The organism is Shewanella oncorhynchi (assembly GCF_012584455.1).
Taxonomy (GTDB): domain Bacteria; phylum Pseudomonadota; class Gammaproteobacteria; order Enterobacterales; family Shewanellaceae; genus Shewanella; species Shewanella oncorhynchi.
The window spans coordinates 25720-45204 of record NZ_JABAEB010000007.1; the positions used below are offsets into that span (position 1 = coordinate 25720).

21 protein-coding genes are annotated in these 19485 nt (G+C 45.9%); 14 read left to right on the forward strand and 7 right to left on the reverse strand.

Going from position 1 to position 19485, the window contains the following annotated elements; all coding sequences use genetic code 11:
- Nucleotides 1–41 precede the first annotated feature (41 nt).
- Nucleotides 42–827, reverse strand: a complete 786-nt coding sequence (gene mlaE / locus HGO26_RS12500; RefSeq protein WP_105251396.1) for a lipid asymmetry maintenance ABC transporter permease subunit MlaE — start codon at nt 825–827, stop codon at nt 42–44.
- The gene (gene mlaF / locus HGO26_RS12505) at nt 824–1642 is read right to left on the reverse strand and encodes a phospholipid ABC transporter ATP-binding protein MlaF (protein WP_168825498.1); all 819 of its coding nucleotides are present in this window, start codon (nt 1640–1642) and stop codon (nt 824–826) included. Before mlaF ends, mlaE begins: the two co-directional genes overlap by 4 nt.
- 643 nt (nt 1643–2285) lie before the next feature.
- Here mlaF and HGO26_RS12510 point away from each other — a divergent pair.
- The 11 genes from HGO26_RS12510 (at nt 2286) to mgtE (ending at nt 10710) form a co-directional block, all read left to right on the forward strand.
- Nucleotides 2286–3263 carry a KpsF/GutQ family sugar-phosphate isomerase gene (locus HGO26_RS12510; RefSeq protein ID WP_168825500.1) on the forward strand — a complete coding sequence of 326 codons (978 nt, stop codon included), beginning with the start codon at nt 2286–2288 and terminating at the stop codon, nt 3261–3263.
- Nucleotides 3263–3814 carry a 3-deoxy-manno-octulosonate-8-phosphatase KdsC gene (gene kdsC, locus HGO26_RS12515; RefSeq protein ID WP_028759542.1) on the forward strand — a complete coding sequence of 184 codons (552 nt, stop codon included), beginning with the start codon at nt 3263–3265 and terminating at the stop codon, nt 3812–3814. The genes HGO26_RS12510 and kdsC overlap by 1 nt, the downstream gene beginning before the upstream one ends.
- Nucleotides 3811–4371: an LPS export ABC transporter periplasmic protein LptC gene (gene lptC, locus HGO26_RS12520; protein WP_105251394.1), complete on the forward strand. Its 561-nt coding sequence runs from the start codon at nt 3811–3813 to the stop codon at nt 4369–4371. The genes kdsC and lptC overlap by 4 nt, the downstream gene beginning before the upstream one ends.
- Nucleotides 4358–4912: a lipopolysaccharide transport periplasmic protein LptA gene (lptA, locus tag HGO26_RS12525; RefSeq protein WP_105251393.1), complete on the forward strand. Its 555-nt coding sequence runs from the start codon at nt 4358–4360 to the stop codon at nt 4910–4912. Before lptC ends, lptA begins: the two co-directional genes overlap by 14 nt.
- Nucleotides 4909–5640, forward strand: coding sequence for an LPS export ABC transporter ATP-binding protein (lptB, locus tag HGO26_RS12530; RefSeq protein ID WP_105251392.1), 732 nt, complete (start codon nt 4909–4911; stop codon nt 5638–5640). Before lptA ends, lptB begins: the two co-directional genes overlap by 4 nt.
- 107 nt (nt 5641–5747) lie before the next feature.
- Nucleotides 5748–7226 carry an RNA polymerase factor sigma-54 gene (locus HGO26_RS12535; RefSeq protein WP_105251391.1) on the forward strand — a complete coding sequence of 493 codons (1479 nt, stop codon included), beginning with the start codon at nt 5748–5750 and terminating at the stop codon, nt 7224–7226.
- A gap of 28 nt (nt 7227–7254) precedes the next feature.
- On the forward strand, nt 7255–7542 hold the full coding sequence (hpf, locus tag HGO26_RS12540) for a ribosome hibernation promoting factor (protein ID WP_006083070.1): 288 nt from the start codon (nt 7255–7257) through the stop codon (nt 7540–7542).
- Nucleotides 7543–7544: 2 nt separating this feature from the next.
- Nucleotides 7545–7988 carry a PTS IIA-like nitrogen regulatory protein PtsN gene (ptsN, locus tag HGO26_RS12545; RefSeq protein ID WP_006083071.1) on the forward strand — a complete coding sequence of 148 codons (444 nt, stop codon included), beginning with the start codon at nt 7545–7547 and terminating at the stop codon, nt 7986–7988.
- On the forward strand, nt 7985–8839 hold the full coding sequence (gene rapZ / locus HGO26_RS12550) for an RNase adapter RapZ (protein WP_105251390.1): 855 nt from the start codon (nt 7985–7987) through the stop codon (nt 8837–8839). The genes ptsN and rapZ overlap by 4 nt, the downstream gene beginning before the upstream one ends.
- The gene (locus tag HGO26_RS12555) at nt 8826–9101 is read left to right on the forward strand and encodes an HPr family phosphocarrier protein (RefSeq protein WP_006083073.1); all 276 of its coding nucleotides are present in this window, start codon (nt 8826–8828) and stop codon (nt 9099–9101) included. Before rapZ ends, HGO26_RS12555 begins: the two co-directional genes overlap by 14 nt.
- A 244-nt stretch (nt 9102–9345) precedes the next feature.
- A complete protein-coding gene (mgtE, locus tag HGO26_RS12560; RefSeq protein ID WP_168825502.1) occupies nt 9346–10710 on the forward strand; it encodes a magnesium transporter in 1365 nt (454 codons plus the stop codon).
- Between the two features lie 79 nt (nt 10711–10789).
- Here mgtE and HGO26_RS12565 read toward each other — a convergent pair whose 3' ends face one another.
- Nucleotides 10790–11626, reverse strand: coding sequence for a molybdate ABC transporter substrate-binding protein (locus HGO26_RS12565; RefSeq protein WP_168825503.1), 837 nt, complete (start codon nt 11624–11626; stop codon nt 10790–10792).
- A gap of 265 nt (nt 11627–11891) precedes the next feature.
- Entirely contained in the window at nt 11892–12581 is a 690-nt protein-coding gene (locus HGO26_RS12570; protein ID WP_168825788.1) for a YiaD family glycine zipper/OmpA-like lipoprotein, read from the reverse strand.
- Between the two features lie 672 nt (nt 12582–13253).
- Here HGO26_RS12570 and HGO26_RS12575 point away from each other — a divergent pair.
- Nucleotides 13254–13487, forward strand: coding sequence for a transposase (locus HGO26_RS12575; RefSeq protein WP_168825505.1), 234 nt, complete (start codon nt 13254–13256; stop codon nt 13485–13487).
- A 738-nt stretch (nt 13488–14225) separates the two neighbouring features.
- Here HGO26_RS12575 and HGO26_RS12580 read toward each other — a convergent pair.
- Both HGO26_RS12580 and HGO26_RS12585 read right to left on the reverse strand, forming a co-directional pair.
- Nucleotides 14226–15086, reverse strand: coding sequence for a PA4780 family RIO1-like protein kinase (locus tag HGO26_RS12580; RefSeq protein ID WP_168825507.1), 861 nt, complete (start codon nt 15084–15086; stop codon nt 14226–14228).
- Nucleotides 15087–15421: 335 nt separating this feature from the next.
- Entirely contained in the window at nt 15422–15736 is a 315-nt protein-coding gene (locus tag HGO26_RS12585) for a hypothetical protein (protein WP_168825509.1), read from the reverse strand.
- A 180-nt stretch (nt 15737–15916) separates the two neighbouring features.
- Here HGO26_RS12585 and HGO26_RS12590 point away from each other — a divergent pair, with 180 nt between their 5' ends.
- Nucleotides 15917–16465, forward strand: coding sequence for a DUF2799 domain-containing protein (locus HGO26_RS12590; protein ID WP_113939984.1), 549 nt, complete (start codon nt 15917–15919; stop codon nt 16463–16465).
- A gap of 54 nt (nt 16466–16519) precedes the next feature.
- On the opposite strand, the gene HGO26_RS12595 is transcribed toward HGO26_RS12590, so the two are convergent.
- Complete coding sequence (locus tag HGO26_RS12595; protein ID WP_168825790.1) at nt 16520–17278, reverse strand: phosphatase PAP2 family protein; 759 nt, start codon at nt 17276–17278, stop codon at nt 16520–16522.
- Nucleotides 17279–17502: 224 nt separating this feature from the next.
- Between HGO26_RS12595 and HGO26_RS12600 the strand changes: the two genes are divergently transcribed.
- A complete protein-coding gene (locus tag HGO26_RS12600; RefSeq protein ID WP_168825511.1) occupies nt 17503–19443 on the forward strand; it encodes a bifunctional diguanylate cyclase/phosphodiesterase in 1941 nt (646 codons plus the stop codon).
- Nucleotides 19444–19485: the final 42 nt, after the last annotated feature.

The window sequence follows — 19485 nt, forward strand, 5'->3', positions numbered from 1 at the left end:
TGTTAATCCATCTAACCTGTGTCGAAATCCGCAGTGTTCCGTTAGCGGCCAAACATCAGGGCTGTCAGTAAAAAATCCAATGCCAATACAGCGAGGCTCGACTGAACGACAGTCTGGGTCGTTGCACGGCTGATGCCTTCCGGATTTGGGATCACTTGATAACCGCGATATAACGCAATCCAAGTGACCACTACGGCAAACACACCACTTTTGATCAAGCAGTTAACTATGTCCTGACGCCATTCGACAGACGCCTGCAGAATCGACCAAAACGCACCACTGTCGATCCCTTTCCATTCCACGCCAACAAGGTGCCCGCCATAAATACCTACAGCGGTAAACATCAACGCCAGCAATGGCATACTGATCACTCCAGCCCAAAAGCGCGGTGCAATAATCTGCCTTAATGGGTCAATCGCCATCATTTCTAAACTGGAAAGCTGCTCAGTGCTTTTCATTAAACCAATTTCAGCGGTTAATGCTGAACCCGCCCGTCCCGCAAACAATAACGCGGTAACAACTGGCCCTAACTCACGCAGTAAACTGAGCGCCACCATAGGACCTAAGCTTTCTTCGGTGCCAAAACCAACTAAGATGTTATAGCCTTGCAGTGCGAGCACCATGCCGATAAAGAGTCCTGAGACTAAAATAATCACCATGGATTGCACACCGACCACATAAATCTGGCGCACTAATAATGGAAAACCTTTACGCACGCGTGGCCAGCGAAAAATCGCACCCCACAGCATAAGGCCTGCACGGCCAAAACCGAGCACTAGCTCAATCGCGCTGCGGCCTAAGTCGGCAATACTGTCGATTAACTTCACTTGCCAACTCCTTTTGCCATTAATTCTTGCTGGTAATCATTTGCCGGATAATGGAACGGCACAGGGCCGTCCGGAGCACCTTGAATAAACTGTTTCAGCTGCGGATTATCAGCGTACTTTAATTCTTCAGGGGTACCGTGGGCGATGACTTTTTTGTCAGCCACCACATATACATAATCGGCAATGCCAAGCACTTCATCCACATCGTGGGACACTACAATTGAAGTCAGATTCAGCGCATCGGATAACTCACGAATAAGCTTTACTAACACGCCCATCGATATTGGGTCTTGCCCTGCAAAAGGCTCATCGTACATCACCATTTCAGGTTCAAGCGCTATGGCTCTAGCCAATGCGGCGCGGCGTTGCATACCACCGGACAACTCGCTTGGCATCATCTGAGCGGCACCACGTAAACCTACGGCTTCAAGCTTCATCAGCACGATAGGGCGAATAATGTCTTCAGGCAGTCCAGAATGTTCACGCAGTGCAAACGCCACGTTATCGAACACATTAATGTCGGTAAACAGCGCGCCACTTTGAAACAGCATGCTCATCCGCTTACGCAGACTAAATAATTCATTACGACTCACGCCATGGATATCGTGACCGTCGAATAACACTTGTCCATGGTCAGGCGTTAATTGGCCGCCAATCAATTTCAACAGGGTCGTTTTGCCTATGCCGCTCGGCCCCATGATCGCCGTCACCTTGCCCCTTGGAATGGACAGGCTAATATCTTCATATATCACACGCTGACCGCGGCTAAACCCCAAATTACGGATCTCAACCAACGGCGTTTGTTCTTGAGTCATGCTTGATTCCGACATTTGCAAATGAGGTGATCCTAGTCTTCCGAGACTGACCAATCGAAGAGCCGCAAATTGTACGTAATTGCGCTTTAACCTACAACCGAATCGACACTATCGCCCTGCGATACTTTCAATTTGCCTCATTTACAGCGAAAATGCGCCCTAAGTTTTCACTCTGCACAGGTAAAATGTTACTTAATGTTTTCAACCTGGTTGCAGAATTGGCAGTATTGGCTAATTCGTTCGCACTTAGCTCACTCTTCGCCCACTTTTATCGGGGAGAGTCGATACGCAATTGCGCAATAGAGGCATCCCATAGGGTAATACCCGCTGCGATATGGGATAAATCCATTGAAATAAACGACAAAGACGATGATATTGCTCAAGACCTTCTGCCGCTAAACACGTTATTGTGCGTGAATAGCTAACGCAGCTGAACTTGACGAGTCGGATCAATCGCTCTAGCCTGCCGCAATTGTTTTGCTGTTTTCGGTAATTAACCACAGCAATACATAAGCTAAATTGTCTGAAAACAAACTAATACTTGGCAGAAAGCCTATTACATATCATCTTTATCGCGTACCAAATTGTGCTATTCCAATCCCATCAATGGGGCGACAAAGACAATGCAAAAAGAGAGATAGACATGGTAGACAAATCACAACTGCGCCAATGGGGTTGTAAAGTTATCGACATTGAAAAGTCAGCCCTAGACAATCTTTATCAATATGTTGATTCGGCTGAATTTGCAGAAGCTTGCGAGTTGATCCTCAACTGCACAGGCAAAGTGATTGTCATGGGAATGGGCAAATCGGGCCATATCGGCAATAAGATTTCTGCCACCCTCGCCAGCACAGGAACGCCCGCATTTTTTGTGCATCCGGGTGAAGCCAGCCACGGCGATCTGGGTGTATTGGCCGATAACGATGTGATTTTAGCGATTTCAAATTCTGGTGAGTCGAGTGAAATCCTCACCTTAATGCCGGTCATCCAACGTATGGGCGTGCCTGTTATTGCGGTAACGGGTAAACCCGAATCGAATATGGCGCGATTATCTAAAGTGCATTTATGTATTGAAGTCCCAGAAGAGGCTTGCCCACTTGGACTTGCCCCCACCTCAAGTACCACAGCAACCTTAGTGATGGGCGATGCCATCGCCATTGCGCTACTACAAGCGAAAGGCTTTACCCGTGATGATTTTGCTATGTCCCATCCCGGCGGTGCATTAGGACGTAAGTTGCTGTTAAAAGTCTGCGATGTCATGCATAGCGGTGATGACTTACCGCTCGTCAACCACGATATTTGCATCACAGAAGCTCTGTACGAAATCTCCAAGAAAGGCTTAGGCATGACGGCGATTATCGATGATCAGCGCAAGCTTGTTGGTATCTTCACCGATGGTGATTTACGCCGCGTTATTGATGCAGAAGTGAATTTACGCACGACGCCCATTGCCGATGTGATGACCCGTAACTGCGTCACGATCACGGATAATGTATTGGCCGCCCAAGCGCTGCAAGTGATGGACTCAAAAAACATCAACGGATTAATTGTTATTGATAAAGACCGCCATCCTATCGGCGCTCTTAACATGCTAGACATGGTTAAAGCAGGAGTCATTTAATGCCACAGCAAGGATTTTACGGCCCAATCAGTGATGATGTGTGGCAACGCGCGCAAAAGATTAAACTGTTAATCTGTGACGTCGATGGGGTGTTTTCCGACGGCCGTATTTACTTGAGTAATAGCGGCGAAGAGCTCAAAGCTTTCCATACCCGCGACGGCTATGGCGTGCGATCACTACTCACCAGCGGTTTCAACCTCGCCGTGATCACAGGGCGTCAATCCAAAATCGTTGAAAACCGTATGACAGCCCTTGGTGTTACCCATATTTACCAAGGCGTAGACAATAAGTTCGAGCCCTATGAAGCATTGCTCGCACTTTATGGTGTCACCCCAGAAGAAGTGGCTTATATCGGTGATGATATTGTCGATCTCCCCGTGATGAATGTCGTCGGTTTAGCGGTCAGTGTTGCTGACGGCCACCCCTATGTACGCCAACACGCTCATTTTGTGACTACGCTCAATGGTGGCCACGGTGCACTGCGTGAACTCACAGATCTGTTACTCCTAAGTCAAAATAAATTCACTTCGGCCCATGGAATGAGTATATGAGTCGTGTGACACTCGCGATTATCGCTTTTTTTGGAACTGCACTAGCGCTTTACTGGCAGGTACAGAACAAACACAGCGGTGATTCCGATAACAGAGTAAAAGATCAAAATACCCCAGATTTCATCGTTGAAGATCTGCGCAGTGTTGAGTTCAATGAGCAAGGACTAGTGAATAGCCGTGTGACGGCGAAACACATGGAACATTATGATTCAACGAATCAAACTTTCTTTACTCAACCTGTTTATCTTGTTTATCCAGACCAAGGTAAAGCACAATGGCAGCTCAGGGCTGATCAGGGCAAGCTAAACAAGGAAACTGGCAAGGTTGTATTAGAAAATAATGTTATTATCGATGCCATTAGCCCAGAAGAACCGATTCAGACCTTGTCCACCAGTTATCTGGAACTCGATCTCAACACTATGATAATGACCTCTGACCGTACCATTTACGTCACAGGGAAAGATTTTAATATTCAAGGCCAAGGCCTTTATGCCGACCTCAACGCGCAAGAAGTGCAATTGACCAGTCAGGTAGTAGGAACATATGAAGCAAAATAACGTATTACTTGCCAGCCTAATGCTAATTATGAGCATGAGTGCTTTCGCGAAAGTCGGCGACTTAAAGCAAGAAGTCAAAATTAAAGCTGTGAGCCAAACTGCGGATATCAAAAACAACCAGATTATCTTCTTTGGTCCGGTGGAAGTGACCCAAGGCTCAATAAAAATCCAAGCAAATGAACTGCGTGCATTTTCCGCTGAAGGTGAAAATAGCAAAACTTTAGTCGCCACAGGCAACCCTGCTACGTATAGCCAAATATTAGACGATGGCCGACCAGCATCTGCCAGCGCGAAAGAAATTCGTTACGATATGGCAAGCCGCACCTTAACACTGAAAGGTATGGCGTCATTAGATCAAGCAGGTAGCCAAGTTACAGGCAATTTAATCCGCTATAACATGATTCAACAGAAATTGATGGCCGAGAGTACTGGCAGTGGTGACGATCGCGTGATCACTATTATTCAGCCTGAAAACTATCAAGATGATGCTAAATCAGACGCTCCGGCGGATAAACCTGTAAAAAAGCAGGACTCTAAATGACCCAAATCACCTTAAGAGCACAAAATCTGGCGAAAAGTTACAAGAGTCGCCAAGTGGTTAAAGACGTCAGTCTGACGGTAAAAACCGGTCAAGTCGTTGGCCTACTCGGTCCAAACGGTGCAGGTAAAACCACGACCTTTTACATGGTTGTCGGGCTAGTGAAGAGCGATAAGGGACATATCTTTATCGACGATGATGATTTAACCGCAGATCCTATGCATCTGCGTGCCCGCAAAGGCATAGGTTACTTACCGCAGGAAGCCAGTATCTTTCGTAAGCTAACGGTTCATGACAACATCATGGCCGTACTGCAAACTCGTAAAGAACTTAAAAACGAAGAACGAGAAGAAGAACTAGAACATCTGCTCGAAGAGTTTCATATCACCCACATCCGTGACAGCCAAGGCATGTCATTGTCGGGTGGCGAACGTCGTCGCGTCGAAATTGCGCGGGCTTTAGCCGCTAATCCTAAGTTCATTTTGCTCGATGAACCGTTTGCCGGCGTCGATCCTATTTCGGTTATCGACATCAAGAAGATTATCGAACAACTCAAAAGTCGCGGCCTTGGCGTACTGATCACAGACCATAATGTCCGCGAGACATTAGATGTATGTGAACATGCTTATATTGTGAGTCACGGAAACCTGATTGCCGAAGGAACTCCAGCAGAGATCTTAGACAATCAGCAAGTTAGGGCTGTGTACTTAGGTGAACAATTCAGGCTATAGTTAATCGAGCGAAGCCAATGGAGGCAATTTATACCGCCATTGGGCTTCACTCAAGATAATAATAAGCGACCTCATCCAACAATAATAACGTAGGGATCAGCGGTAACATGAAAGCGTCACTCCAGCTCAAACTGGGTCAACAGTTAACCATGACGCCACAATTACAACAGGCCATACGTCTGTTGCAACTGTCGTCATTAGAACTGCAGCAAGAGATCCAGCAAGCATTAGATTCTAATCCCCTTCTCGAGCTGGAAGAGGATCAATTCGACGCCACTAAAACCCCTGTAAACCAAACGCTATCCGATACGGATTTCAGTGAATCTAGCACTCTGCCACCAGAAAAAGACAGCTCCACCATAGACACGGCAGAGTCGCTAACCAAAGAATCCATGCCCGATGAGCTCCCCATGGACACCACATGGGATGAAGTGTTTACCGCCTCCCCAAACTCAGGCCCCGGCGGCAGTCGTGAAGACGATATGCCCTTCCAAGGCGAGACCAGTGAAGGTTTGTACGAACACTTAGAATGGCAAAAAAACCTCACGCCGTTTTCTGAAACCGATTTAGCCATTGCCACCGCCATTATTGATGCCATCGACGATCAGGGCTATCTCACCCAAAGCACTGAAGAAATTCTCGAAGCCATGGGCAATCCTGAAGTTGAGCTTGACGAAGTCGAAGCCGTACTCAAGCGTATTCAGCATTTTGATCCCATAGGCGTTGCCGCCCGCGATTTAAGTGAATGCCTGCTGATCCAACTGTCGCATTTCGCCGCTGATACTCCCAACCTAGAAAACGCCCGCATGCTGATCAAAGATCATTTAGATCTGATCGCCGCCCGAGACTTTAGGTTGTTGATGCGTAAGACTAAATTAAAAGAAGATGAATTAAGGGATGGTATAGCACTTATCCAAACCCTCAATCCTCGCCCAGGTTTGTTGATCACGCCCAATAATGACGAATACGTTATCCCAGATGTGTCTGTGTCGAAGAAAAATGGCCGCTGGGTCGTTGAGCTTAATCCTGACTGTATGCCCAAAATCAATGTAAATCAACATTATGCTTCTATGGCACGCAGCACAAAAAACCAAGCCGATAGCCAATTTATTCGCGGCCATCTGCAAGAGGCTAAATGGTTTATTAAGAGTCTAGAAAGCCGTAACGACACTTTGCTTAAAGTTGCTAATTGCATAGTGCAATATCAGCAAGGTTTCTTTGAGTATGGTGAAGAAGCCATGAAGCCTATGGTGCTTAACGATATTGCTGAAGCGGTAGAAATGCATGAGTCCACCATCTCACGGGTCACAACTCAAAAATACATGCATACCCCTAAGGGACTTTTTGAACTAAAATACTTCTTCTCTAGCCACGTCGGTACTGACGATGGTGGTGAGTGCTCATCCACAGCAATCAGAGCCTTTATAAAAAAACTGGTGGCAGCGGAAAACCAGAAAAAACCATTAAGCGATAGTAAGATGGCACAACTTCTGGCAGAACAAGGGATCAACGTAGCCCGCAGAACCATTGCGAAGTACCGAGAGGCTATGCTTATTCCACCTTCTAATCAGCGTAAAAGTTTATAACCTACAGTGGATATCGGAGGACGTTTCTATGCAAATAAACCTAAGTGGACACCATGTCGAAATTACCGAATCGTTACGTGCATATGTAGAAGAAAAGTTTTCAAAACTTGAACGCCATTTCGAACAGATCAATAATGTGCACGTTGTGCTCAATGTTGAGAAAATGCAACAAATTGCTGAAGCGAGAATAAACCTCATAGGTGGTGAAGTTTTTGCAACTTCAGAGCATGCTGACATGTATGCCGCTATAGACGCCCTGATTGACAAGCTTGACCGTCAGGTTATTAAACACAAAGAGAAGTTAACAAAACACTAATAATGGAACTTTGTACCATACTGCGGCCGGAGTGCACTACCTGCGCCACTCCGGGCAGCAAGAAAAAGGTACTGGAACTCATCAGCGACTTAGTCGCTGCCCAGTACCCGACCCTCTCATCTCAAGAGATATTCGAAAGCCTAGTGGCGCGCGAAAAGATGGGGAGCACAGGTATAGGTAACGGCATCGCCATTCCACATGGTCGACTAGCCGATATAGATCAGCCCATTGCCATACTAATTAAGTGTGAAGAGCCGATAGCATTTGATGCTATCGATAAGCAACCTGTTGATATTTTATTTGCACTACTGGTGCCTGCAGACCAATGTCAGCAGCACTTAAGTACTTTGTCTTGCATGGCCGAAAAGCTGAGCGACAAGCAAATATTAAAGCAATTACGCAAGACGCATGATGAAACGGAACTCTATCAGGTAATCACTGGATGAAACTGGTCATAGTGTCGGGCCGCTCAGGCTCAGGCAAATCTGTCGCCCTTAGGGTACTCGAAGATCTCGGCTATTATTGTGTCGATAACCTTCCCTTGCCATTGATTGGCAGTTTGCTTGAGCAACTCAAAGGCAGTAACGATCTCGTCGCCATCAGTGTCGACGTGCGTAACATGCCTGAGCAGGATAAGGTCTTAGTGAAACAACTCGCTAGCCTACCTCCAGATACTGAGTTAACGAGCTTCTTCCTTAACTCCAGCGATAAAATTCTGCTTAAGCGTTACAGCGAAACCCGCCGTTTACATCCTTTGTCGAAGAGCCGAGTCTCTTTGCAAGAAGCGATAAAGCTGGAGGGGAAACTGCTCGAGCCTATGTCAAAACTGGTCGATCACTACATAGATACGTCGAATCTGAATATCTATGATTTAAGCGACCAAGTCAGACAAATTCTCCTTGGTAGTGTCGATAAAGAACTCGTGATCAACTTCGAGTCCTTTGGCTTTAAGCACGGAATGCCCACCGAAGCCGACTTTATGTTCGATGTGCGCTTCCTGCCCAATCCCCACTGGGAGTTGGCGCTGCGGCCATTGACTGGCTTAGATGAACCCGTAGCTGAGTTCTTAAATCGTCAACCACTGGTTAATAAGTTCATCTGGCAAATCGAAAATTTACTGGAGACTTGGCTGCCGCACCTCGAGCGTAACAATCGCAGTTATTTAACTGTGGCCATTGGCTGCACAGGTGGACAGCACAGATCGGTTTACGTCGCAGAGCAATTGGCAAAACGCTTTAGTAACGGTAAACATAAAGTTTATGCCCGTCATCGAGAGCTCAATAATGCCAAAGCTTGAACGTCAGATAACCATCTGTAATAAGCTCGGTTTACATGCCCGTGCCGCCACTAAGTTGGTGGTACTGGCTTCCGAGTTTGATGCGACCATCACCTTAATCCAAGGCGATAAACAAGCATCGGCCGCCAGTGTACTTGGATTACTAATGCTTGAAACTGGCATGGGTAAGACCATCAAGCTTATCGCCGAAGGCCCAGATGCAGAGCCGGCTCTCGATGCCATTTGTGCCTTAATCGACGCTAAGTTTGACGAAGCCTGTTAGTTTCACTTCACACTAAGCACTTCATCGTTAGTTTCACTTCATGTCTAGTTTAAAAAACTTGCCATTCAGACATGGCAAAACATTTGTCGCTCGACGATACAAGCTACTGGCGATTACACTAGCGGTCATTGTGCTGGCCTTACCTTAGCCGCCTTAATCTGTGTCATCGACTGACGCTTAGTCACCGCTAAATCCTAGCCCAACACCAAGATCTCAAACCAATTTGCCGCACAATGGAGGACAAATGCCCGTAGATAATGTAGAAAACGATCACACCGGACATAGTCTTGACCAGTTAAACCAAGCGCTTAGCAGCGGCATGTTCGTACACGTGCGCAATATGCTGCAAAAAATGGCCGCCTCAGATATCGCGCTGATCTTAGAATCATCACCGCCAAGTGCCAGACAAGTATTGTGGCAGCTCATCGATCAGGAACAAATAGGCGACATACTCGATGAGTTGAGTGAAGAACTCAAAGACCCACTGATCCGCAGCATGAGCCCTGAGCGAGTCGCGAAAGCGACAGCAAGCATGGACACCGACGATCTCGCCTATATTCTGCGAAGTCTTCCCGACGCCGTTTACAAACAAGTGTTGCAGTCGATGACGGAGCAAAATCGCCTGAGGGTAGAACAAGCCCTATCTTATCCAGATGAGACCGCCGGCAGCTTGATGAACACAGATACTGTCACCCTAAGACCCGATGTGAATATCGATGTGGTGCTGCGCTATCTTCGGCAAAGGGGCAACCTACCCGACACCACAGATACCTTATATGTGGTCGACAAACAGGACAAAGTCCTTGGCGGTGTTAGGCTGGCAGATCTGCTGACTTGCGCGCCAAGCACCACAATTCGCAATATCATGGATCCTAATATTCAAAGTATTCCGGTGAGCATGTCCGACAGCGAAGTCGCGCAGAAATTCGAACGCAATGACTGGGTATCGGCACCTGTCGTCGACAGTGATGGTAAGCTGCTCGGGCGTATCACAATCGATGACGTAGTCGATGTTATCCGCGAAGATGCTGAACATTCCATGATGGGTATGGCGGGGATGGACGGAGATGAAGATACCTTTGGTCCTGTACTAAAAAGTACCCTACGTCGCTCGCTCTGGCTCACGATTAACTTATTCGCCGCCCTACTCGCCTCGTCGGTCAGCAATATGTTTGAAGGCACTATTGAGCAATTTGCCACTATCGCCATCTTGATGACAATTGTCCCTAGCATGGGCGGTGTTGCCGGTAATCAGACCTTAGCGCTCGTGATCCGCGGTATTGCTTTAGGCCATATCGGCCAAAGCAACGCTCGCTGGCTTATCGGTAAAGAGCTATCTATTGGTTTTCTCAATGGCTTGATGTGGTCTATTTTAGTCTTTGTCGCCGTGTGGCTATGGAAGGATGATATGGCACTGGCGGGATTAATTGGTAGCGCCATGCTGATCAACATGACAGTAGCAGGGCTTGCAGGTGCGAGTATTCCATTGATTTTAAAAAGACTTAAAATCGATCCTGCCCTCGCTGGCGGTATGGTGCTCACCACAGTCACTGACGTGGTTGGCCTGTTCGCCTTCCTCGGGTTAGCGACGCTCTACCTGATGAACTAACGCTTTAACAGTTTGAGCTAATAACAAAAACGGCACCTCAAAGGTGCCGTTTTTTATCCCGCTGGAAAACTAAAGAAGGCTATTTTGCCGGAGGTTGGAAACCATAACTGCTCAAAATCGCTTGGCCTTTGGTCGATAGAATAAACTCAGCTAACGGCTTAGCGGCAGTATTAGCGCCTTGTAAAACCAGTAAACCATAGTCGGCACCCACGGCGAGTTCCTGCGGTAAGTCGATGATTTGTAAACTCGGCACTTCTTTTTTAGCCAGCACAGCATTAGTGCAATAGGTTAAAAAGATATCCGCTTGCTTGTTTTCCATCACCCAGCCATAGGGGTTGCGATCTTTAGGCGGTTTAACGCTCTCAGGGCCGCCCGTCAGTTGTAATGCCTTGGTCTCTAACGCGGCTTTCGCATTGGGTTTTACCGCTTTGGCCTTAGCAAAAACGGCCCAGGCATAATCACCCGCGGGGTCGGCTTTCGGGGTTGAGGTACCGACTTTAATCTTAGGATCTAACAAGGTATCGAGTAACGTCGCACTCGTCACCTGAACTGTGTCTTGAGCAACAGCGCAGAGTTGATTACGGGCAAACATTTGCACCGCTTCGCCCTGACCCGAATCCACTAATGCCTGTGGATGTTTCATATTCGCCGAGGCAAAGATATCGACTTTCTCGCCCTCTTGAATGCGCTTTAACAATAAACCTGAGGGCGCATATTGCGCTACAACACTTATTTGCGACTGTGCTTGATAAGCAGCAATAATATCACTCATCGCAGTCTTTAAACTGCCTGCGGCGCGCAGTTCTATCGGCGCGGCTCCTGTGGTCACTTCGGCTTTCATCGGCACTCCTTGTACAGCAGTCACCATGATGACAGGACTTAAACTCAAGGCTACTAACACATTTTTGCTTATCATAGTCATATTCTCCTTTAGGCACTAAAAGTCATTCTTGTGACTTATTCCCATACAGAACGTGAAATCGATAAAGGGATCAAGCTGAACTCATCCCAAGGTAATTAGCAGTGATATGTTTGTGCTGCAGGTCACTCAAGGTGCGCTTCATAAAGGACAAATTGTCTAATTGAAGCACGGCAAGCTAATCACTCAATTAGCCCACCACTGAAAACAAAAAAGTCGCCCCAGGCGACTTTTTCAGCGAGAACTTTGTGCTTAGACCAGACTATTTACCCGTTGGTATTAGTACGATCTCAACGCGGCGGTTTTGTGCTCGGCCATTTGCATTGGCATTTGATGCAATAGGACTCGCTTCACCCATACCTTTTGATTTTACACGGGCAGAGGCAACGCCTTTACTCATCAAGTAATTACCCACTTCGCTAGCACGGACCTGTGACAGACGTAAATTGTAAGAGTCTGAACCACTGCTGTCGGTATAACCTAATACGTTAAGCTGCGTTTTGCTGTATTCCTTGGCCACAACCGCCACTGAATTCAGCACGCGTTTAGCACCGTCACTTAACTCGGTTTGATCTACGCCGAAGGTCACTTCATTAGGCATATTCAAAATGATGTTATCGCCGTTACGGGTCACACTCACGCCCGTTGAGGCTAATTGTTGGCGTAATTTGGTCTCTTGCACATCCATGTAATAACCAATACCACCACCGACTGCAGCGCCCGATGCAGCACCAATTAAGGCACCTTTACCGCGGTCGCTCTTGCTCGAAGATACCACTCCAATTGCGGCACCCGCGACGGCACCAATCAATGCGCCACTGGTCGCTTTAGCGGTTTGTTCTTCGTTTGAATAGGGATTGATTGTTGTACAACCCGATGCAACTAGCGCGGTCGTCAATACCACTATGGCTAACAGGGATGGTTTAGATTGCACTGCCTGAAAACACTTCATCATTTATAACCTCTTTATATGATTGATGACTGTGAATACCGCTCAAAAGGGCAAGAAATATCACGTCCATTAGGTAATACGAATGACCTAGGGATTGCCACAAAGCAGGCAGTATATAAGCAATTGCGCTGGAGACAATCCTTTATCCATCTTCAATTATGCTAATCCAGATTTTAGTCAGCAAAGATACAGATTTCGGGCTTCAATCATGGCTTGTACCGCCCAATTTCATATCAAGTCTATGGCACCGAAATAGTGCACCTTGCACCTTTATTGGCAGCACTAAAAAATCACATCGTTTTAATCGAAGTCGCAATGCAATGATTTTAAAGGTTAAAATAAAAACTAGAATATTGGCACGAATTTTACATACTACTAAGTGAGTAGACAGTCAGACGCGGTAAACATCGCCGAAAACTAGAGTCAACTTCAACAGGATTAATCCAAATTAAATGGACCTATCGAGACAGAAAATGGGCTCGAGTATTTAGGGTCATAAAGGAGGAAGTATGAAAACGGTCATGAACTTTATCGCACTATGTCGCCACGAATGGATTTGTCTGCGCCATCTAGGTCTGAGCCAGTGGGATTTAGAACAGCTTCACTATTATCAATAAAAGGCAACGCAAACGGTCATATTTTGGTTCTAAGGCAGTAAAAGAGGGAACGCTCATGGGAATCGCAGAAAATAGTCTCAAGCTACATGTTATCACCGAGGTTAAAGTACAAGGTCGCTTACTGTCGGATGTTGCACGTCAATACGGTTTATCTGCCAAGGCAGTCTACCAATGGGTGCGAGAAAGCGATCTGCAACCCCAGCAAAGAGAATGCGCATTAATGAGTGAGATTGCCCAGCTACAGAAAAGAATTAAACAGCTCAATCATGAGCTACGCACGATAGGTTAAGTGCTACATGGCAATTGAGTGCCTGTACAACAAGCTAAACGTGCCCGAATAGACAAGGCCGGACGAGATTGCATATCGCCCTGCTGATAACGCTAACGATGTAAAAGATGTGCTAACAACAATAATAACAGCGCCCTTTTTAGTCCGGCCTTGTCGTCCAAATTGATGAACCCAGCGAAGATTGGGAAATAGTATTAACAGCAACAAACGGATAAGGACAATGCAAAAGTTTCGGCAAGACTAGGGAGGGAGTTATCTCCCCCAAGATCAAATATGTGAATTGTGCTCCCCCAAGTCATGAACATATTTCTCTCTCTGGCCTTGTCATTTTATTCACAGGATCAATGATGATCCAGCACTGCAATGAGTGTGGTGCGCCAAGGAAGGCCGTGATTGGTATTACATAGATTGACTGAAGAGTTACCAAGGTTTCGGCAAGGATTGAGGGAGTTGTCTTCCCCAAAGATTAAATATGTGAATTGTGCTCCCCCAAGTCATGAACATATTTATCTCTCAGCTCTTGTCCTTTTATCACACTGTTCGATGATTGCTAGCTTGTTTGTAGCAACAAGGATGGCCCCAGCTTCCATCGGGGATTAAGCCAAGGATTGGCTAACGCCAAAAATTAAATAACAATAATAAAATCAATAACAAAAAATAATAATTCACTTAATTTTTAGCATAAAAAAGACGCTACTTTGAGCGTCTTTTTTATGGGTGAAAAACAACGACTGACGATTAATAGTCTTCTTCGTTTGCCTCTTGGATCCGCTGCTTACGCTCTTGTGCCTCTTCAAAGGCTGCTTGGATTTCTTCCAAGACCGCACTAACATCGGCTTCGACCAGCACTTCGGTAAACTCACCCGTTAATGGTGTTTCAGGCTTCAATTCACCGGCTTCAAACAGGGCCCAAATTTCTTTGGCGTATTGTGTTTTTAGCAGCTCAGGAGCATACAAACCATAGTATTGAGTCATGTTATTCACATCACGCGCTAACATCCATTTGGCATGGTTATTCGCCGCGGCATCGACCGCCTGAGGCAAATCGATAATCACTGGCCCTTCACTGTCAACTAACACGTTAAACTCAGACAAGTCACCGTGCACTAACCCAGCACAGAGCATACGTTTGACATAGGTCATCACCAACGCATGATCCTTCAAGGCTTTTTCTGCCGACATACTAACATCGTTTAATCTCGGCGCGACATTGCCCTCGGCATCCGTCACTAACTCCATCAGCAACACGCCATCGAAACAACCATAAGGCGTTGGCACACGCACACCCGCATTCGCTAAACGGTAAAGTGCTTCAACTTCAGCATTTTGCCAAGCTTCTTCCTGCTGATCGCGGCCAAATTTAGACCCTTTTTCCATCGCGCGCGCGCGACGACTGTTACGGACTTTTCGGCCTTCTTGATATAACACAGCTTGCTTAAAACTGCGCTTGTCCGCTTCTTTATAGACTTTGGCACAGCGGATATCATCAGCACTGCGTACAACATACACAGTCGCTTCTTTACCGCTCATTAACTGGCTAATGACCTCATCGACCAGTCCTTCATCAACCAGGGGTTGGATTCGTTTCGGAGTTTTCATAGCGCCCTTATACCTTACTTAGGCATGATATGGAATACTGCGGGCAAATCTTCATACAAAAGCGGTCTCCAGCGGAAGTTTGATGAATATAGTTTAGGATTGTTAAACGAATTTTAAGTAAAAACTAATGCACTTGCGTGTTAAACACAATACCAGATTTACTCAGCACTTTGGCAAAGAAAGAGACTGAAAATACCGCTTTAACTAAAAGAATATTCTTTTATGCTCACCCCAATAAAATCAGACTCAAAACGACAAGCCATATTCCACGGCGAATATGCCAATCCAAGCCCGTTGAAATAATACCCAGAGCTAAATTGGTGCAGGAACTTAACTCAAACAAACAAGGCAATCACACTGCCCACAGTCGCCGCCGCTTTCAATATTTGGCCTGCACTGTAATAAGTGTCGTTTGAACTCTTAACGTCATCTACATCATCCGCACTAGGCTCAGATATTTTACTCCTTGCATTGCCATCAAAACTGACCTCAGCTTTAGGAGCTGCCAGCCCTAATGCACCATAGGTAAAGGATTTAAGTCCGCTTGGCTCGGCGGTATCAAGGGATTGATGAGCCGACTTAACTGCCGGTAATGAAGCTGAATACGCAGATGAAATAAGTGAAATCATAGCGAGCACCAAAGCAGACATTTAAAGAGTTAACCACAAACTAACACAATATCAGCTGGTTATCATGCATTCATCCGCTAAACTGTGATGGATTCTGCCCAACAAAGCTCATCTATGACCGTATAAATGGCGGTATATATAGCTAGATCTCCCCCATAAGAGCCTTTATCCTAAACACCACAACATATAGAGAACTTATCCATGCACTATCCCAGCATTTTCCTCGCACTTTCAGTCCTATCCCTGACTCAATGCAGCAGCTTATCGATTGAAGAATGCGCCAATAGTGATTGGTTTGCCCTTGGGCTTGCCGATGGCAACCGTGGGACAAGTTCTGGGCAATTAAATCAATATCAAAAAGATTGTCGTGAATTTAATCTCAGTGTCGATACCGCGCAGTGGAAACAAGGATACCAGCAAGGGTTAGCCAGTTACTGCGTGCCAGAAAATGGCTACCGCGTAGGCTTAGCGGGAGAAAGTTATTATGGGGTTTGCAGTAATAACCAGTTTGTTGAGCGCTATAACCAAGGCCATCAACAATACCTGACCAACAAACGTTTAACTGAGATTGCCGATCGCTTAAATACCATAGAGAGAGAAATAAGCAGTCTTGATGGCAAGATCAATAATCTCACCGACAAGGCTGACTTATTGAAACAGAAAAACAGTCTACTCAACGAAAAAAACCAACTGTTAGATGAAAGATCTCGCCTACGCAGACCTGATATGCGCTTCGAATTTAGATTTTAAGCTATAAAAAAACACGAACCCAATAAGGACTCAGGGTTTTAGCTTCGCAGCTCGTTATTTTTGCGGTATTCCACTACTTGCAACCTTGAACATTTGACCCAAAGCGACCAATTTAGACTTTCTAAACGCAGGCGAGCGCAGAAAAAACACATAGTAGAGTAAGCTAGCGGACGTCCATGCTATGGCTAAACTCCATAAATCATGACTCAAGAAGTGGGCGCCGCGTAACTCTTGGCCAATGCCAAATACTAGGCCCAAACTCAAACCAAAGATTAATCCAAACTTAGCTAAATGCGGGCGATACTCACGCAGCACGTAATACAAGGCAACCCAAGCGAATCCCCCACTGGCATGGCCACCAGGGAAACATTGACCAAACTCAGCACTTTTAGGTAAACGAGAAAACAATGATGAATGTATCATCTGGCCGCCAAACTCAATCACATCCCACGGGCAGGTCATGTGAGTAACGCTCTTGCCAATTCGGACCAGCAACACACTCGCCAATACGCTACTAAATAGGTAAATCAGGCCCTTGCGGTACGGTTTTACCCTGTCACTTCGAAAACTAAAGGCAATGCCGACTACGACACTCACCGCCAACAAGATGACAAAGTTACGCCCAGTGACATGCAGTAAATCTTCGGTCAACCAATATCCTCTCAATGGCCAAGAGTCGATGCCCCCTTGCCAATGAAATAACAAAGTCGCGACTTTCATATCAGCGTGAGTCCATTCAAGCCCCACTATGATCACTGCAAACACTAAAAGCGGCGTAATTAAATGCCCCTTAGCAAAATCCATAAATGTCATCATAACTTTATCTTTCAGATAGTTATTCACTAATAAATCCAAAAACCAGAACATTTAGTGTTAGAGTACCGTTGAATTCTTACCTAACACTTAAGAGATCTAACAGCGCAGTATTTAAGATAGAACCGAGATTTTGCAGTAACTAAATTTACCGAAAAGACTCACATCATGAGTAAAAAGACTATAGTTTATGCATAGTATCGCGCCTCTAGGACTGAGCATTCATGCCATACAACCTCGCCATTAACCAGTCTCAAAAAGATCGTTTATTTGCCGACATTGCTATCGACACAGACAAAATCGTTGTTCCCCAAGAAATGGTTGATAACTGGCAACAAACCTTAGATTTGCTCTCTGAATTAGTCGACACCCCCGCCGCTTTGATCATGCGTGTCCATCAAACCGATATTGAGGTCTTTACCTCGAGCCGCACCCAAGGTAATCCCTATAAAAAACATGATAAAGACAGTTTAGGCCACGGGCTTTACTGCGAAACAGTGATCAAAGAAGGTAAGGAACTCCACATTCCTAACGCCCTAAAGGATAAAAACTGGGACAAAAATCCTGACATTAAACTCGGCATGATCGCATACTGTGGTTTACCTTTACGTTGGCCAGATAGCAGTGCCTTTGGCACTATCTGCATGCTCGATAGCCAAGAGCATAATTACCCCCAATCTTTTCGCAGCTTACTCGCTCGGTTTCAAAATGGTATCGAAGCTAACCTAGTCACCCTTTATCAACAGGCTAAGCTACAACTGCACAATCAGCAGCTAGAGCAAAAAGTACAACAGCGCACCCATGAACTCGCCGAACTTAGCGGCAAGCTCATCAAAGAAATCGAAAACCGCACCTCCACCGAAACCTCACTGGAATACCATAAAAGCTATGATCCACTGACGGGATTACCCAATCGCATCAATTTGATTAATAGTCTGTCTATCATGCTCGAAAAAGTGAATCGCAAAGAAAAGATTTCAGTACTCTATCTTGGGCTGCGCAATTTCAAATCCATCAACGACAGTTATGGTTACCTGATTGGCGATAAAATTCTCACAATTCTCAGCCAACGTTTACAGCACTATACCGATGAAAACACCTTTATCGCCCGCATCGCTGGCGCCGAATTTGTGATTATTCAAGCCCACAAACCTTCGAATAACGAAACCAATAAACTCATCAATAAAGTGCTTAACTGCTGTAACACGCCCTTTGGTGTGGCTGATTTTGTAATCACGATTCCCTCGAGCATGGGCATAGCACAAGCGCCTATGGATGGTATCGATGCCGCCATCCTGCTGCAAAAAGCCGGAGCGGCCATGACGATCAGCAAGGCTGATGGCTCAACTCACAGCTTCTTTAATCAAGATACGCAAGCCGCTTTAAACCTACGCTATCAACTGGAATCCCACTTGGTCGATGCACTGAACAAGAACGAGTTAAGCCTGCATTACCAACCCTTTATTAACTTAAAGACGAAGCAAGTGATTGGTGCCGAAGCCCTGCTGCGCTGGCATAATCCCATCCTTGGCAATGTCGCCCCAGACAGATTCATCGCCTTAGCTGAACGTAATGGCCAGATTATTGATATTGGCAATTTTGTATTGCATACCGCGCTGTCTCAGGCGGCAAAATGGTGTCGCGAGGTAGGCCAAGAGTTTAAAATCGCCATCAATATTTCCCCTTTGCAAATGCGCAATCCCCGCTTTAGCGAACACATAGCCGACTTACTCACCCTCTATCAATTGCCACCCACCGCCTTAGAACTTGAAATTACCGAAGGCATGCTGATGCAGGATGAACATATTGCCCACAATGCCATCCAAAAACTACAAGAACTCGGTATCCGCATCTCCCTAGATGATTTTGGCACAGGCTACTCATCCTTAAGTTATCTACAAAAATACTCTTTCGACACCTTAAAAATCGATCGCTGCTTTATTAGTAAACTCGAAGAAAACGAACAAAATAGAGAGTTAACAAAGGCAATTATTGCCATTGGTAAGAAACTGGACTTGGAAGTGATCGCCGAAGGCGTAGAAACCCTAGAACAAGATGCCTTTATTCGCCACGAGGAATGCGACTTAGGCCAAGGCTACCTCTACGGTAAACCCATTACCGCAATACAGTTTGAGCAGGCATTTATCCATAAAAAAGAGCATTAAGTTCATCCTTAATGCTCTTTTTATTTCGCGAATTAAAACCGA

Bases quoted from the DNA above. Each gene is read 5' to 3' on its own strand.
- mlaF (WP_168825498.1), bottom strand. From the start codon at position 1,642: ATGACTCAAGAACAAACGCCGTTGGTTGAGATCCGTAATTTGGGGTTT.
- HGO26_RS12510 (WP_168825500.1), top strand. From the start codon at position 2,286: ATGGTAGACAAATCACAACTGCGCCAATGGGGTTGTAAAGTTATCGAC.
- kdsC (WP_028759542.1), top strand. From the start codon at position 3,263: ATGCCACAGCAAGGATTTTACGGCCCAATCAGTGATGATGTGTGGCAA.
- lptC (WP_105251394.1), top strand. From the start codon at position 3,811: ATGAGTCGTGTGACACTCGCGATTATCGCTTTTTTTGGAACTGCACTA.
- lptA (WP_105251393.1), top strand. From the start codon at position 4,358: ATGAAGCAAAATAACGTATTACTTGCCAGCCTAATGCTAATTATGAGC.
- lptB (WP_105251392.1), top strand. From the start codon at position 4,909: ATGACCCAAATCACCTTAAGAGCACAAAATCTGGCGAAAAGTTACAAG.
- HGO26_RS12535 (WP_105251391.1), top strand. From the start codon at position 5,748: ATGAAAGCGTCACTCCAGCTCAAACTGGGTCAACAGTTAACCATGACG.
- hpf (WP_006083070.1), top strand. From the start codon at position 7,255: ATGCAAATAAACCTAAGTGGACACCATGTCGAAATTACCGAATCGTTA.
- ptsN (WP_006083071.1), top strand. From the start codon at position 7,545: ATGGAACTTTGTACCATACTGCGGCCGGAGTGCACTACCTGCGCCACT.
- rapZ (WP_105251390.1), top strand. From the start codon at position 7,985: ATGAAACTGGTCATAGTGTCGGGCCGCTCAGGCTCAGGCAAATCTGTC.
- HGO26_RS12555 (WP_006083073.1), top strand. From the start codon at position 8,826: ATGCCAAAGCTTGAACGTCAGATAACCATCTGTAATAAGCTCGGTTTA.
- mgtE (WP_168825502.1), top strand. From the start codon at position 9,346: ATGCCCGTAGATAATGTAGAAAACGATCACACCGGACATAGTCTTGAC.
- HGO26_RS12565 (WP_168825503.1), bottom strand. From the start codon at position 11,626: ATGATAAGCAAAAATGTGTTAGTAGCCTTGAGTTTAAGTCCTGTCATC.
- HGO26_RS12570 (WP_168825788.1), bottom strand. From the start codon at position 12,581: ATGAAGTGTTTTCAGGCAGTGCAATCTAAACCATCCCTGTTAGCCATA.
- HGO26_RS12575 (WP_168825505.1), top strand. From the start codon at position 13,254: ATGGGAATCGCAGAAAATAGTCTCAAGCTACATGTTATCACCGAGGTT.
- HGO26_RS12580 (WP_168825507.1), bottom strand. From the start codon at position 15,086: ATGAAAACTCCGAAACGAATCCAACCCCTGGTTGATGAAGGACTGGTC.
- HGO26_RS12585 (WP_168825509.1), bottom strand. From the start codon at position 15,736: ATGTCTGCTTTGGTGCTCGCTATGATTTCACTTATTTCATCTGCGTAT.
- HGO26_RS12590 (WP_113939984.1), top strand. From the start codon at position 15,917: ATGCACTATCCCAGCATTTTCCTCGCACTTTCAGTCCTATCCCTGACT.
- HGO26_RS12595 (WP_168825790.1), bottom strand. From the start codon at position 17,278: ATGACATTTATGGATTTTGCTAAGGGGCATTTAATTACGCCGCTTTTA.
- HGO26_RS12600 (WP_168825511.1), top strand. From the start codon at position 17,503: ATGCCATACAACCTCGCCATTAACCAGTCTCAAAAAGATCGTTTATTT.